This window comes from Salinibacillus aidingensis (assembly GCF_055393355.1).
In genome coordinates, this window is sequence record NZ_AP043759.1 from 2,387,853 (window position 1) to 2,402,428 (window position 14,576).

12 protein-coding genes are annotated in these 14,576 nt (G+C 40.5%); 5 read left to right on the top strand and 7 right to left on the bottom strand.

The window, feature by feature from the left end; genetic code table 11:
* Positions 1 to 218 precede the first annotated feature (218 nt).
* The 4 genes from ACZ5OK_RS12795 to ACZ5OK_RS12810 all read left to right on the top strand — a co-directional run bounded on the left by ACZ5OK_RS12795 (position 219) and on the right by ACZ5OK_RS12810 (position 6,255).
* On the top strand, positions 219 to 3,416 hold the full coding sequence (locus tag ACZ5OK_RS12795; RefSeq protein ID WP_343837620.1) for a transglycosylase domain-containing protein: 3,198 nt from the start codon (positions 219 to 221) through the stop codon (positions 3,414 to 3,416).
* A 359-nt stretch (positions 3,417 to 3,775) separates the two neighbouring features.
* Positions 3,776 to 4,417 carry a GNAT family N-acetyltransferase gene (locus ACZ5OK_RS12800; RefSeq protein WP_343837623.1) on the top strand — a complete coding sequence of 214 codons (642 nt, stop codon included), beginning with the start codon at positions 3,776 to 3,778 and terminating at the stop codon, positions 4,415 to 4,417.
* Between the two features lie 12 nt (positions 4,418 to 4,429).
* Positions 4,430 to 5,074 carry an acetoin utilization AcuB family protein gene (locus tag ACZ5OK_RS12805; protein ID WP_343837625.1) on the top strand — a complete coding sequence of 215 codons (645 nt, stop codon included), beginning with the start codon at positions 4,430 to 4,432 and terminating at the stop codon, positions 5,072 to 5,074.
* Positions 5,071 to 6,255 carry an acetoin utilization protein AcuC gene (locus tag ACZ5OK_RS12810; protein ID WP_343837627.1) on the top strand — a complete coding sequence of 395 codons (1,185 nt, stop codon included), beginning with the start codon at positions 5,071 to 5,073 and terminating at the stop codon, positions 6,253 to 6,255. Before ACZ5OK_RS12805 ends, ACZ5OK_RS12810 begins: the two co-directional genes overlap by 4 nt.
* Before the next feature lie 558 nt (positions 6,256 to 6,813).
* Here ACZ5OK_RS12810 and motS read toward each other — a convergent pair.
* From motS to ACZ5OK_RS12830, 4 genes are all read right to left on the bottom strand, one after another.
* Positions 6,814 to 7,608, bottom strand: a complete 795-nt coding sequence (gene motS / locus ACZ5OK_RS12815) for a flagellar motor protein MotS (protein ID WP_343837629.1) — start codon at positions 7,606 to 7,608, stop codon at positions 6,814 to 6,816.
* Positions 7,598 to 8,440 (bottom strand): flagellar motor protein MotP, encoded by an 843-nt coding sequence (motP, locus tag ACZ5OK_RS12820; protein ID WP_343837632.1) that lies wholly within the window; start codon positions 8,438 to 8,440, stop codon positions 7,598 to 7,600. The genes motS and motP overlap by 11 nt, the downstream gene beginning before the upstream one ends.
* A gap of 56 nt (positions 8,441 to 8,496) precedes the next feature.
* Positions 8,497 to 9,492 carry a catabolite control protein A gene (ccpA, locus tag ACZ5OK_RS12825; RefSeq protein ID WP_343837634.1) on the bottom strand — a complete coding sequence of 332 codons (996 nt, stop codon included), beginning with the start codon at positions 9,490 to 9,492 and terminating at the stop codon, positions 8,497 to 8,499.
* 297 nt (positions 9,493 to 9,789) lie between these two features.
* The gene (locus ACZ5OK_RS12830) at positions 9,790 to 10,860 is read right to left on the bottom strand and encodes a bifunctional 3-deoxy-7-phosphoheptulonate synthase/chorismate mutase (protein WP_343837636.1); all 1,071 of its coding nucleotides are present in this window, start codon (positions 10,858 to 10,860) and stop codon (positions 9,790 to 9,792) included.
* Positions 10,861 to 11,049: 189 nt separating this feature from the next.
* Here ACZ5OK_RS12830 and ACZ5OK_RS12835 point away from each other — a divergent pair, with 189 nt between their 5' ends.
* A complete protein-coding gene (locus ACZ5OK_RS12835; RefSeq protein WP_343837638.1) occupies positions 11,050 to 13,197 on the top strand; it encodes a cell division protein FtsA in 2,148 nt (715 codons plus the stop codon).
* A gap of 9 nt (positions 13,198 to 13,206) precedes the next feature.
* Here ACZ5OK_RS12835 and ytxJ read toward each other — a convergent pair whose 3' ends face one another.
* The 3 genes from ytxJ to ACZ5OK_RS12850 are packed head-to-tail and all read right to left on the bottom strand — an operon-like array spanning position 13,207 to position 14,426.
* Positions 13,207 to 13,554: a bacillithiol system redox-active protein YtxJ gene (gene ytxJ / locus ACZ5OK_RS12840; protein WP_343837640.1), complete on the bottom strand. Its 348-nt coding sequence runs from the start codon at positions 13,552 to 13,554 to the stop codon at positions 13,207 to 13,209.
* An 18-nt stretch (positions 13,555 to 13,572) separates the two neighbouring features.
* Positions 13,573 to 13,986, bottom strand: coding sequence for a YtxH domain-containing protein (locus ACZ5OK_RS12845; RefSeq protein ID WP_343837642.1), 414 nt, complete (start codon positions 13,984 to 13,986; stop codon positions 13,573 to 13,575).
* A 35-nt stretch (positions 13,987 to 14,021) separates the two neighbouring features.
* The gene (locus ACZ5OK_RS12850; RefSeq protein ID WP_343837644.1) at positions 14,022 to 14,426 is read right to left on the bottom strand and encodes a DUF948 domain-containing protein; all 405 of its coding nucleotides are present in this window, start codon (positions 14,424 to 14,426) and stop codon (positions 14,022 to 14,024) included.
* Positions 14,427 to 14,576 lie beyond the last annotated feature (150 nt).

Below are 14,576 nucleotides of genomic sequence, written 5' to 3' on the forward strand. Positions count from 1 at the left end.
AACTAGTAAAATTCGAATCATCCACAAATATTATACTTAAACCCAATCACAAAACATCACTCACATATGCGCTTTTTCAAAATCAAGTAAATGCCATTTGTTTTTTGTATGACAGCATTCCTTCATACGTGCTCCGACCTCGACAAAATCACCATTTTTTCCTCCCTCATTAAAGCAACAGTATGATATAATATTCATGGTATTTTAGGGGGTGTATTATGAACGAGAAATTTAGCCAGTTCGTACATAAAGTTAAATCATGGTGGCAAGCAGGAAAACTGCAGCGGTTTTCACGTATCACCAGTGATGTAACTTGGAATATTATATTGATCATTTTAGTCTTTGGATTAATTGGGGCATTTTTTGTCGGAGGATTAGGAGTAGGATATTTTGCCTCACTGGTAAAAGATGAGCCTATCAGAAGCTATGCAGATATGAGACAGGACATTTATAACTACGAAGAGACGACCGAACTTTATTTTGCTGATAATAACTATTTAGGTAAACTGCGCTCGAATCTGCATCGTGAAGAGGTGGATGTTGAAGATGTATCCGATCACGTGATTAATGCTGTGATTGCCACTGAGGATCAACTGTTTAAAGATCATCAGGGAATCGTTCCTAAAGCAATCTTACGAGCATTATTCCAGGAATTCACGAACTCAACGACCCAATCGGGTGGAAGTACGCTGACACAGCAGCTCATTAAAAACCAGATTTTGACGAATGAAGTATCATTTGAGCGTAAAGCTAAGGAAATTCTGCTTGCTTTAAGGCTTGAAAACTTCTTTAAAAAAGAGGAAATCCTTGAAGCCTATTTAAATGTTGTACCTTATGGCCGTGATTCATCAGGTCGGAACATCGCGGGTATTCAGACAGCGGCACAGGGAATTTTTGGTGTAGACTCCAAGGACTTAAATATTCCTCAAGCCGCATTTTTAGCCGGGCTCCCACAAAGCCCATTCGGTTATTCTCCATTTTCCAACGGCGGGGAGTTAAAGAGTAAAGAAGGTCTGGAGCCAGGGTTTAACAGAATGAAAACCGTGTTAAGCCGGATGCTTGAAACAGGCTATATAACGGAGCAGGAATACCAGGATGCATTAAACTATGATTTAACGAAAGACTTTATTGATCCACAGCCTTCTCCGGTTCAGGAGTATCCTCATTTAACCTTTGAGATTGAAGAAAAAGCAGCAGGTATTCTGGCTGAGCGACTCGCTGAAGAGGACGGCTATACAAAAGAGGACTTAGAAAATAACGATCAACTGAAGGAACAATACAACATTATAGCCAAAAGAAATTTACAGCAGGAAGGCTATAAAATTCACACGACCGTCGATAAGAAAATTTATGATGCTCATCAGGAAATAGCGAAGAAATATGAACACTTCAAACCATCTCACACCATACTTGTGAAAGATCCGGAAACAGGAGAGATGAAACAGAAGAAAATTCAAGTACAGCCAGGTGCAATATTAATAGAAAATAAAACCGGACGTATTCTTTCCTTTGTTGGCGGAAGTGATTACCAGCAAAATCAAAATAATCATGCGCTGGATACCCCTCGTCCAAATGGTAGTACAATGAAACCATTATTGGATTTTGCACCTGCTATGGAAAAGGGAATGATTCAACCCGCTTCACCGGTTCTGGACGCAAAGGGTGAGGATGGCTGGTATCCAAGCAACTATGTGGCAAGCTCTGAATCAGGGATTACAACAGCACGTACAGCACTGACAAAGTCCCTGAACATACCAACAGCAAGAATTTACAAAAAAATGCTCGGCGATCAGCCACCACCAGCAACCTATCTTGATCGTATGGGCTTCTCAACTCTTATTGAGAATGAATACACAAGCGATTATGAAAATCCATCTATGTCTATTGGCAGTATGTCACTCGGGGTTTCTGTAGAAGAAAACGTGAATGCCTTTGCTACCTTTGCCAATATGGGAACGTTTGTGGATGCCTATATGATCGAAAAAATTGAAACCAAAGACGGAGAAGTCATTTATGAACATGAAACGGAAAAAGAGGAAGTGTTTAGTCCTCAGACCTCTTATTTAACGCTGGACCTTATGCGTGACGTAATTTCATCAGGAACAGGAACATACGTAAACAGTGTTCTAAACAATCCTGGTGTTGATTGGGCCGGAAAAACCGGTTCTACAGAAAATATTCAGGATGCCTGGTTTGTTGCTACAAATCCTAATGTAACCATTGGTACCCGTATAGGCTATGACACCTATGACAAAGACGGTGACGGAGACGGGTACGGACATCCAAATGATAACAAATGGAACGATCCTGACCGTCTGATTCATCTGAATTATAGTACAGGATCAGGGTTAAGTTATAGTAATCGGAACATTCTTTTCTGGGGACAGCTTGTCAATGCCGCCACTGAAATCCGTCCTGACTTAATGGCACCGGATCAAAGGTTTGGAAATCCTGGAGGCATTGTTACCAGAAGTGTCTGTGCAGTTTCAGGATTACTTCCTAGCGAGGCCTGTGAAGAAGCAGGATTAATTACAACAGATCTATTTAATGCTAAATATGTCCCGACTGAAGAAGACAACAGCTTAATTAAAGGTGATTACGTTAAGGTCGATGGCAAGTTTTATCCGGCTGCAGAAGGTACACCAGAGGAATTTACAGAGGAAGGCTTTATGTTAAACCCTGAATTTTTAGAAGAAAAGGGCTGGGATGATGTATCTAATTTAGAAAAAATCATTCCTAATAATAAAAAGTGGGAAAAAATACAAATCCCTGAGATGGAAGAGCTTTCTAATGATGGGAAGGTACCATCAGCACCAACAAATGTTTCGATTTCCGGAAAGACATTAAGCTGGAAGGCATCACCTGAAAAAGATGTCATTGGTTATCGTGTTCACATGGCAGGAGAGCCAGGCGAACCTGGTGAAGCGATTGGAAATACAAAGAAGACGAATTTTACTCTTCCTTCTAAGAACCAGGTTTATTATGTTACGGCTATCGATTACTTTGGTCAGGAATCAGCAATTTCAGAACCAGCTGTGCACGGGGATATCAACAACAATCCATTAAATATCAATAATTTATCCGCATCCGTAAGCAAGGACGTGCTGCGACTGACATGGAATAATCCTCAATCAGACGATTTTTCACACGTGAAGGTTACCAAAGATTCCAAAGTTGCAGGGAACCAAATTACAGGGAATTCTTATGTAGATAAAGATATTATGCCTGATAAATCCTATACCTACACCGTTATTGCTGTTGATAAGGATGGAGATGAGAGTCAGGGGAAAAGCATTAATGTAACGACAAAACCCGTGGACCAACCACCTTCAGACAATGGCAATAATGATAATGGAAATAATGGCAATGGGAACGGGAACGGAAATGATAAGGATAAAAATAATGAAGGAACCTGACCTTAAGCTCCCTATTCCTTCTATGAAAAACATTAAATAAGCAAGAGAACCAGCATACCAGCTTCCGTCAACTGGTATGCTGGTTTTTTGTCACGTATTAACTTGCCCTAATACCCCCACTTCAAGTTTTGAGGGTACCCCAACAAGACGAAGTGGGGGATAAACGGCCAGTAATAACCTGATAAGTTCAACTAACCATCAGTGGGGGATGGAGAAAACCCCCACTGATGGAAGTTTCACTTTATCTCTAAGTCCGTTATCTGTTACAAATTTGATGATATTTCACATTTAAAACGTCTCACTTTTCTGTATAATGGGAACTAAGCAAAGACATTTATTATGACTTAGGTGGTGTTGGAATGAAACATGAAAAGACTTATCATTCCACTAAAATTGAAACAGAAAACGAACCCATTACAATAGAAGGGCCAATTTCAAGTGATCAGTTATCTGAATATAAATTCCATGAGGGATTAAAGGCATTTCGCCCTCCCCAGAGGCAATTTGAGGCATTGCTGGATATTGCAGATTTTGAAGAAGGACGAATACTTATTGCACGAACACAGGATACCATCATTGGTTATGTCACCTTTCTTTATCCTGATCCACTTGAAAGATGGTCTGAATTTAAAATGGAAGATTTACTGGAACTGGGGGCCATTGAAGTTGCCTCACCATTTCGCAATTACAAAATCGGTTCAACACTTTTAAAGGTAGCTATGATGGATGACTATATGGAAAACTATATCATCCTGACAACTGAGTATTACTGGCATTGGGATTTAAAAGAAACGGGGTTAAGTGTCTGGGATTATCGTTATGTAATGGAGAAAATGATGGGTGCTGGCGGGCTTAAGCCTTACCCTACCGACGATCCCGAAATCAATTCCCATCCGGCCAACTGCTTATTAGTTTATATTGGTGAAAATGTACCAGAGGAATCGATTCAAAAATTTGACAAGCTTAGATTTCTGGGTAAGTACCAGCAAAGATGGTTATAAGGAGGATTGTTCATGTTAGTGGAAGAAGTCATGAAAAAGGAAGTTATTACGCTTCCTCCAGATGCAAAAATTGAAACCGCTTTAAAGCTGCTGAATAAACATCATATTCGGCACATTCCGATTGTAAATGATCATTATGAAGTGCTTGGCATCGTCTCCGATCGGGACGTACGTGATGCCAGTCCGTCTATCTTTGATCAGAACCATTCCGAACAACTCACCAATGAAATCCAGACCATTATGTCCCGCCCTGTAATCACCGTTCACCCTCTAGATTTTGTCGAAGAAGTTGCAGGAATTTTTTATGAGAATGAGATTGCCTGTGTACCTGTTACAGATAACCAGAAACTCATTGGAATTGTAACCGAAAAAGATGTCCTCTATACGCTTATTCAATTAACCGGCATACATGAACAAAGCTCACAGATTGAATTACGTGTTGAGAACAAAATCGGAACTCTCCCAAAAATTACCAACCTTATTGGAGAACATAAAGTAAATATTTCATCGGTATTCATCTATCCGGATAAACGTCATTCAGGTAAAAAAATCATTGTCTTCCGTATCCAGACGATGAACCCAATCCCGGTCATAGAATCTCTTAAAAACCATGGGTACGAGGTGCTATGGCCAAATATACCAGGGGTGACAAAATGAAGTGTTCAGCTGCCTTTATCTATTCAGATGAATATACACAATATCATTTTCATACTCATCATCCTTTTAATCAAAAACGGGTTCAGCTCACCTTTGATCTCTTAAAGGAAGCAAATGCATTGACGGATGAACAAATAATCCAACCGCGACTCGCTACGGATGAGGAGTTAGCTATGATCCATGACGAGGCTTATATAAAAGCTGTAAAAGCTGCCGAAAAGGGAGAGTTATCAGAAGAAAAAGCGGTTGAATTCGGTTTAGGCACAGAGGATACCCCTATCTTTAAGGGCATGCATCGGGCGGCTGCATTAATGGCTGGGGGATCGCTTTCAGCTGTTGACGCCGTATTAGAAGGCCGCCAGTCAAAGCATGCGTTAAATTTAGGTGGCGGTCTCCATCACGGCTTCCAGAGAAAAGCATCAGGGTTTTGCATTTATAATGATGCAGCTATTACGATTCAGTATATTCGAAAGCATTATAATCTGAAGGTTCTTTATGTTGATACCGATGCCCATCATGGGGATGGGGTACAATGGGCTTTCTATGATGATCCGAATGTTTGTACCCTTTCGATACATGAAACAGGAAGGTATCTCTTTCCAGGCACTGGAAATGTAAACGAAAGAGGTTTACGTGAAGGATATGGGTATTCTTATAATATCCCCCTGGACGCATTTACGGAAGATGAATCCTTTCTTGAAATCTATGAAACTGCCATGAAGGAAATCACAGAGCATTTTAGACCTGATATTATCGTGACTCAAAATGGTGCTGATGCACATGCGTTTGATCCTTTAACTCATTTATGCGGAACCATGCACATTTATGAATCGATCCCCGCCCTGGCTCATGAGTTAGCTCATGAATATTGTAATGGAAAATGGATTGCTCTGGGTGGCGGAGGCTATGACATTTGGCGTGTGGTTCCACGAGCATGGGCGCAAATATGGAACGTTATGTCTTTCAATCAAACCGGTCAAGGTCCGCTGCCGGAAAAATGGCTGGAAAAGGTTCAACAGGAGGCACCTGTCACATTACCACAGAAATGGCAGGATGATAATGATATCTATCAGCCTATTCCAAGGAAAAACGATATTAGTGAAAAGAACCATCAAACCTTAAAAAAAGCCTTGCAGTTTATTGAAAACCAAAAACAATTTAAGAATGGTCTATTTCAATAATCACTCAAGAACAAAGGCGGAAGCGCCCTTTTGTCCAGCTACGGCTCCCAGGCCTAAACGGTCGCCTACGCTTTTCTTGTCCAGCTGCGGCTCCTAGGTCAAGGCGGATATAAGCCAAAGCCATTCCGTGGCCAAACCCATGCCACTACATGACTTCGTCTTATCCCGCATGACCTGAACAGTCGCCTCCGCTTTTCTTATTAGCGACGTACGGACTGGACTGAGCCGGAGGAGATAAATTGAAACTTCAATCAGTGGGGGTTCATCCCCCGCTGATTGTTAGTTGAACAAATCGGGTGTTTACTGGCTTTTGACTCCCATTTATTTCTTACAGGGGGTCTTACAGCCAGTTAACACGCGGAAAAGGAAACACGACGAACAGCGTGAGTCGATGTTGACTTATCGGACGGAGGTGAAGGAAGTCTCGCTAGTCGCTGGGCGCTGGAGCCGGACGTGGCCTCTCCTGTTTTTCTTATCCACAAATCGCTTATTTATAATTTTCCAGACTATCAAAAAGACTCAATGACCTGTTTACCTGTCATTGAGTCTTTCGTGTTGTTATGAATTGTTTTTTGGCTCCAATATAATCATTTCCACCCTGCGATTTCTTTGCCAATTCTCAGGAGATGTGTTTTCTGCTTTCGGTCTCGTATCGGCATAGCCAACAGCCTGAAAGCGATTAGGCTTAACATTATTGTGATCAATAATATACCGAATGACACTGCTTGCTCTTGCTCCTGAAAGCTCCCAGTTGGAAGGGTATCGATAGGTGGCAATGGGACGACTGTCGGTGTGTCCCTCTACCCTTACATGATTAGGGATACGGTTTAACAGTACGCCTATTTTATCCAGAAATGGTTTACCCTCATCTATAATTTCTGCTTCACCTGTTTCAAACAGAACATTCTCCTGGAGGATTAATACAACCCCGCGGTCCGTTCGATTGGCAGAAACGACGTCAGTCAATCCTTCATTCTCCAGATATTTTTGTACTTCATTCAAAACCTTATCAAGCGAATCCTCATTTTCGCCTGATTGTCCAGCGTCACGTTCATCCTCCTTCTCGGATGCTGGCATATCTTCAAGTTCCCCGTTATTACTTTGATTATCCATGTCGTCACCATTTTCAGCCGGTTGATCTGCAGGGATAATGGAAGGCTGCAGGTCAAAGATTGCTCTTTCACGATAGGAGTCAGCCACAGCTTTAAATTTTTTCACATCAATTTGTGACATAGAGAACAGCAATATAAAGAAAACTAAAACTAAAGTGATCATATCAGCATAGGTATTTAACCAGCTGCTTTTGCCTTGGCCCGTGTTCTTTTTTCTGCGTTGAAATTTTTTATAGTCCATTGACAGACTCACCTGCAAATTGCTGTTCTTCCTCTACATCTTCCTCTTCGTCCTTCTCAAGATCATTTCTTTCCTCACTGGATAAGAATGCACTGAGCTTTTCCTCCAGTATTTTCGGATTCTGACCGGACTGAACCCCAATCACACCTTCAATGACTACCTGCTTTAAAAAGGTTTCCTCATCCGTTTTATTTTCCAATTTTCCTGCTAATGGATTAAAGACTAAGTTAGCAAGTAAAGTCCCATAAAAAGTCGTAAGTAATGCGACAGCCATACTTGGACCAATCGTTTCCGGATTGGATAAGTTATTAAGCATCAAAACAAGACCAATTAAAGTTCCAATCATTCCCCAGGCAGGTGCATACTCACCCGCCTTTTGAAATATAGCTCTTCCCCGCTGATGCCGCTCTTCCATGGCAACAATTTCTGCATTCATAATATCATTAATTACTTCTGGTTCAGATCCATCTATCGCTAACAGCACACCTTTTCGAATATATGGATCTTCTACTTTATCCACTTCATTTTCAAGTGCCAGTAAACCTTCTCTTCTGGCTTTTTCCGATAAACCGACAAATAAACGGATTAACTCTTTTAAATCATAGCTCTCATTGTTAAAGGCTTCCTTAAATACTCTTAGTGTCAGCTTCAAATCCTTCAAACTGAAATTAATAAGAATGGCTCCTAAAAGACCTCCTAATACTACAAGTATTGAAGACGCCTGTACAAATGAGGAGACTCCTCCAATCCCTCCATTTGTATATATACCGAAAAGAACCATTGTCAGGCCTAAAAAAATACCGATGGGTGTTAAAATATCCTTACGCTTCATAAAATCATTCTCTCCCTAATCAAAAACTTCTCTTATATTCTTTATCGGCATTTTTTTTATTTTGTTGAGTTTCTTTCAATCAATCGATGAGGAAGAATTACATTTTGTTCATCTACAGTTTCCTCGTTCATAAATTTCGTTAATAATCTCATAGAAACTGCACCAATATCATACATCGGCTGAATAACCGTGGATAGGGTTGGACGAACCATCGTGGCAAGCCGTGTATTATCAAAGCCGACAACCTCTATATCATCCGGAACTTTAAATCCTTTGTCCTGAGCTCCATGTACTACACCCAGAGCCATTTCATCCGAAGCAACAAACACAGCAGATGGCTGCTTGTCCTGCTCTATAAGCTTGGTAAAGCCATCATGACCTGATTGATATGTATAATCTCCCCGGAAAATAAGGTCTTCGTCTACCTCAAGGCCACCCTTTTGTAATGCGCGTTTATAGCCTTCCATTTTCTGATTGTTCATCGCCGTATCTAATGGTCCAGATACAAAACCGATGCTCCGATTTCCATTTTCAATCAGTCTGGAAATGGCTTCAAATGCGGCCTGCTCATAGTTTATATTTACAGAAGGAACCGTATTTGTTGGATCAATGGTTGCAGCCAAAACTACAGGGACAGGTGCTGATTGAAATTCTTTAATATGATCCTCCGTAATATCTCCACCCATAAAGACAATTCCATCTACCTGTTTCCCCAGCATTGTGTTAATCAGATGGAGTTCTTTATTTTTATTCTGGTCTGAATTGCTTAATATAATATTATATTTATACATCGTAGCAATATCTTCTATTCCTCTGGCTAGTTCAGCAAAGAAAATACTTGAGATATCCGGAATTATGACACCAACTGTTGTTGTCTTTTTACTTGCCAGTCCACGTGCTACCGCATTAGGACGATACCCTAAACTTTCAATGGCATTTAACACCTTTGTTCTTGTTGCTGGTTTTACGTTCGGGTTCCCGTTCACAACTCTGGAAACTGTAGCCATTGATACATTCGCTTCTCTTGCTACATCGTATATCGTCACATTCATTTCATTTATCCTCCTTAAAAATACCGATACTCATTTATTATATAGATATCATACGACAGATTAAAGCTTCAAGCAATGAAGAAAGGACAAAGATGCCTATTTATCATCTATTTTGTCAAAAATTTTCCATAAACATTCTCTTTGCACCATAAAAAGTATTGTGTAACAGCATAAAAACCCTTCACTCTCTTATTTAAGAATGAAGGGTTCTTAATAAATCCAGATAAAGTGAAACTTCCAGTGGGGGGGTTCTCCATCCCCCACTGATAGTTAGTTGAACTTATCAGGAATTGTATATTAACGTTGTTCCATTTTCTTCAATTCTGACATAAACGATTCGAATGTAGGGATATCCATTTGCTGCTGAGAATCAGATAATGCCACCGCTGGATCGGGATGAACCTCGGCCATGACTCCATCTGCTCCAATGGCTACAGCTGCCTTAGCCGCTGGCAGAAGCAAATCACGACGACCTGTTGAATGAGTGACATCCACAAATACAGGTAAGTGGGTTTCTTTTTTCAGAATAGGGACGGCTGAGATGTCCAGCGTATTACGTGTAGCCTTTTCATAGGTTCGAATCCCGCGTTCACAAAGGATAATATTTTCATTGCCCTGGGAGATAATATATTCCGCCGCATTAATAAACTCAGAAATTTGTGCAGCTAAACCTCTTTTTAGTAATACAGGTTTATTCACAGATCCTGCTGCCTTTAACAGCTCAAAATTTTGCATGTTTCTTGCCCCAAGCTGGATAACGTCAACGTAATCACAGGCCGTTTCAATATCGGCAGGATTTACAATTTCACTGACTACGGCTAAGTCATATTCATCGGCAACCTGCTTCAAAATCTTTAATCCTTCAATCCCTAAACCCTGGAAATCGTAAGGAGAGGTTCTTGGTTTAAACGCTCCACCTCTCAGCAATGACAGACCCTGCTTTTTAACGGCTTCCGCGACTTCTGCCACTTGCTCGTAGCTTTCAACCGAACATGGACCCATAATATATTGTAATTCACCGTTACCAATATGTTGACCCTTGATGTTAATAATGGTATCCTCAGGTTTTTTCTTCCTGGACACAAGGAGCGCCTTACTATGGTCATCTTCCTGGAGTTCAAGAGCCATTTTAAAGATTTCTTTAAATAAATGCTCAACTGTTGAATATTCAAAAGGACCATCATGTTCCTGTAATATATGGTTAAGCATTTCCCGTTCACGTACTGGATCAAAACGGTTCATTCCGTGTTTTTCCTTGACTTCACCAATTTGCTGAACAAGCTCTCCCCGCTTGTTGATGAGTGACAAAAGATCCAGATTCACCTTATCCAATTCGTTTCTTAATTGGTCCAACTGTTCATTACTCATAATTAATCCCCCATTCTTTACTTTAAATACGCAAGTTCGGTGGTTTTTTGTTAAAATAGAATATAAATAATTAGGCATTATTATAACGAATGTTTTTGAGATTGTCATCACCGTTTTTTGAATTTTTTATAATTAATTTGCATTTTTATACATATTTGCTTCCAGAGAGTAAGGAAAGGAACGGTTATTATGGGAGAGAGAATTTTTGCATTTGATATCGGGACACGCTCTGTGGTCGGTATGATTCTGGAGAAGGAAGAGAACCATTTTGAAGTGATCGATATTGTAACGGAGGAGCATCAGAAAAGATCGATGCTGGACGGTCAAATCCATGATATTGTTGCCGTCTCCAATGTCATCAACAGTGTAAAGGAAAAGCTGGAAGAGAAGCACGGAATCATTAAAAAGGTCTGTGTGGCAGCTGCAGGAAGAGCATTAAAAACACAGCAGACAGAGATTGAAACAGATTTGCGTCAGCACCCCATCCTGACGAATAATGACGTTTCCCATCTCGAATTAAGCGCCGTTCAGCAGGCCCAGTATGAATTAGCAGAACAGGGGGAAGAAACCACCCAATATTACTGTGTGGGATATTCCGTTCTCCATTATCAACTGGACGGGGATGAAATTGGGTCTTTAATTGATCAGCAGGGAACCACAGCCAAGGTTAAAATCATTGCGACTTTTCTCCCGGAAGTAGTCGTCGAATCTTTAATTTCTGCCCTTCAACGAGCCAACTTGGAAATGGATGCATTAACACTTGAACCCATTGCAGCCATCAATGTTTTAATCCCTCCTTCTATGAGACGATTAAATGTTGCTCTCGTTGATGTGGGTGCTGGAACAAGTGATATTGCCATTACTAACCATGGGACTGTTACTGGTTATGGCATGGTTCCTATTGCCGGAGACGAGATTACCGATGCGATCAGCCAGGCTTATTTACTTGATTTTCCACAGGCGGAGGAAGTGAAACGCCAAATAACTGAACACCAAAAAGCAGTTGCAGAAGATATTTTAGGAATGGAGACAGAAATTCATGATCAGGAACTGGTCGAGCGGATTTCAGATACCATCAATCATTTAGCTAATTCCATTTGTGAAGAAATTTTCACTCTGAACCATAAGTCACCACAAGCTGTTATGCTCGTAGGGGGAGGAAGTTTGACCCCTGAACTGACATCACGAATTGCTCATCATCTGAAGCTTCCGGAGAATCGTGTAGCCGTGAGAGGGACGGATGCCATACAGAACCTTAAAAAAGAACATGATCTCATTAAAGGTCCCTCCTTTGTAACGCCGATCGGTATTGCCATTGCAGCCAAGCAATCTCCTATACAGTATATCAGCGTTAAAGTGAATGAACGAAATGTTCGTCTGTTTGATCTTAAAGAACTGACTGTGGGAGACTGTCTGCTGGCTGCCGGGATCAGAGTAAATAAAATTCATGGAAAACCCGGAATGGCTCTTATGGTAAAAGTTAATGGTCGACAGCTTTCCATTCCGGGAACTCTTGGAGAACCGCCTTTGATTAAACGGAATCATGAACATGCGGATGTAAACAGTCCGATCAAACATGGAGATGAACTGACAGTTGAAGCTGGAAACGACGGAAAATCACCGGAAATAAGCATTAAGGAGTTAACAGAAGGATACAGCACCCAAAACATTTCCTTTCAGAATCAGCCTTATAAAATCCATCCCGAGATTATCCTAAATGGTAAGAAAGCAGACCATGATTACATCGTTAACGATGGGGATTCTATTGATATTCAGAGGGTTGAGACGCTGGGTGAGTTTCTGAAGAGCATTCATCAAATGGAATATACAGATAAAAATACTCCTTTTACTGTTTATATCAATGGTCAATTACATATGACGGATGAACAGGTTTGTACTTTATTTATTAACGGTCAAAAGGCAACCCCGACTTCTACGCTCCATGATGGAGATGATGTTTCCATTGAGTTAACTGAGGAACTCCCGTTAAAAGAGCTTTTAATTAAATTAGATTTAACGATGCACGAAGAAATTCCGATTACTTTTGATGCAAAAACCATTCTGTTACAAAAAAAGAAACGGGAATTCTTCAAAGATGCTGAAAAACTGCAGGATAGCAGTATGGTAACAGCCGGTGACCATTTAACAATGAAGGAATTTACACCTGAACCCTTTATTTTTCAGGATATTTTCCGTTATATCGACATTGATGTCACGAATGTAAAGGGAAAACAATTCAAGCTGTACATTAACGATCAGGAAGCCAGTTTTACAGATCAGCTATCCCCCCATGATGAGGTTCGAATTCAATGGATTGAAAGTTATACAAAAAGATAAAGAGCCAAATTATGAATTTGGCTCTTTTTTATTTGCATATTTAGTTTCCGCTTCCGTCAGAGCTTCTCTTGTAACATCCCAGTGAGATGCATCCCAGACCACCTGATTTTGATTAAAATACAGCGCCTGGGGAGATTCATGCTTTATTCCATAAGTATCTGCAATTTCATTTGATAATGGCCTTGCTTCCTGCACATGTAATATATATAAAGGAAGTTCAGTCGTCTCAGAAAATGCTTCAAATTGCTGTTTAGCCTCAGCACTGATTGGACACGTAAGACTATGTTTAAGAAGGAAAAAACGGTCCTGTTTTTGCAGAACCTCTTGAAAGTCCCTGTTATCCTCCAAAATTTCCATACCATCTGCCCTCCCTTTCTATTCTTTAGTATCCTCTTCGATAGCGTCGGCCGCTTCTTCTATTGTATCGGCGAGGGTTTCATCTGCATTTTTCTGACTCCTGAAATCAGTTACCTTGTCCTGAATTTGATCTTTTGTGTTTCGGACACGGTCGGTTAAATCTTTTGTACGATCCGTAAGTGTTGTGGAGAATTCACCTGACTTCTCCTGTGCCAACTGGCGCCACTCAGAGCTTTTTTCATAAGCGGCATCCTTCCATTCTCCTGCACGATCTCTTACCATACTTGCTCCCTCGTTTAAATCCTGGCGCAATTCCTTCCCTGGCTTCGGGGCATATAATAATGCAACAGACGCGCCAACAATTCCTCCAATTAATGTTCCAAGTAAAAAGTCCTTACTGTTAATGTTCTGGTTTTCTTCCTGATTACTCATATGAATCATACCTCCTCAGATTTTAGCAATAGACTTTATTTTTTATATCTTTTCCATAAGTCTAAAATGGCTTGTCCCCATTTAACTGTCTGGGCTGCTGTTTGCTTATGCTCCTCAGATTCCTTTACAATCTCGTCTGATATCTTCTGCAATGAACCATTAAATTGTTTTACGGAATCCCCAACACCCTGAATCCCTTCCACTAAATTGTTCAGTTTTTTTGATTTTTCCTGAACATCTTCAGCCAGTTGATTCGTTTTGTTTAATAATGCTGTCGTCTCGGTTGTTATACCCTGCATCTGCTGTTCAAGTCCCTCCAGCGTATTTGCCACATTGTGCAAGGTTCTTCTTGTCTCTTTCAATGTTCCCGCCAGATAAATGACTAATACAGCAAAAGCAACCGCTGCTATTAGTACAGCAATATAAAGTAGGATTTCCATCTTACCGCACAGCTCCTTACTATGTATTTTCACTATTTGGAAGTTAATTGGGAAATGTAACTTCATTTACCAATGATTCCTTATACATCTAATCTATACCTCAATAAATATTTCGTCAAACATTAGCAAAATTCCTACCTACCATTATAT

Excerpts from the sequence above, each read along its gene's own strand:
- ACZ5OK_RS12795 (WP_343837620.1), top strand. The coding sequence starts at position 219 with ATGAACGAGAAATTTAGCCAGTTCGTACATAAAGTTAAATCATGGTGG.
- ACZ5OK_RS12800 (WP_343837623.1), top strand. The coding sequence starts at position 3,776 with ATGAAACATGAAAAGACTTATCATTCCACTAAAATTGAAACAGAAAAC.
- ACZ5OK_RS12805 (WP_343837625.1), top strand. The coding sequence starts at position 4,430 with ATGTTAGTGGAAGAAGTCATGAAAAAGGAAGTTATTACGCTTCCTCCA.
- ACZ5OK_RS12810 (WP_343837627.1), top strand. The coding sequence starts at position 5,071 with ATGAAGTGTTCAGCTGCCTTTATCTATTCAGATGAATATACACAATAT.
- motS (WP_343837629.1), bottom strand. The coding sequence starts at position 7,608 with ATGGACTATAAAAAATTTCAACGCAGAAAAAAGAACACGGGCCAAGGC.
- motP (WP_343837632.1), bottom strand. The coding sequence starts at position 8,440 with ATGAAGCGTAAGGATATTTTAACACCCATCGGTATTTTTTTAGGCCTG.
- ccpA (WP_343837634.1), bottom strand. The coding sequence starts at position 9,492 with ATGAATGTGACGATATACGATGTAGCAAGAGAAGCGAATGTATCAATG.
- ACZ5OK_RS12830 (WP_343837636.1), bottom strand. The coding sequence starts at position 10,860 with ATGAGTAATGAACAGTTGGACCAATTAAGAAACGAATTGGATAAGGTG.
- ACZ5OK_RS12835 (WP_343837638.1), top strand. The coding sequence starts at position 11,050 with ATGGGAGAGAGAATTTTTGCATTTGATATCGGGACACGCTCTGTGGTC.
- ytxJ (WP_343837640.1), bottom strand. The coding sequence starts at position 13,554 with ATGGAAATTTTGGAGGATAACAGGGACTTTCAAGAGGTTCTGCAAAAA.
- ACZ5OK_RS12845 (WP_343837642.1), bottom strand. The coding sequence starts at position 13,986 with ATGAGTAATCAGGAAGAAAACCAGAACATTAACAGTAAGGACTTTTTA.
- ACZ5OK_RS12850 (WP_343837644.1), bottom strand. The coding sequence starts at position 14,426 with ATGGAAATCCTACTTTATATTGCTGTACTAATAGCAGCGGTTGCTTTT.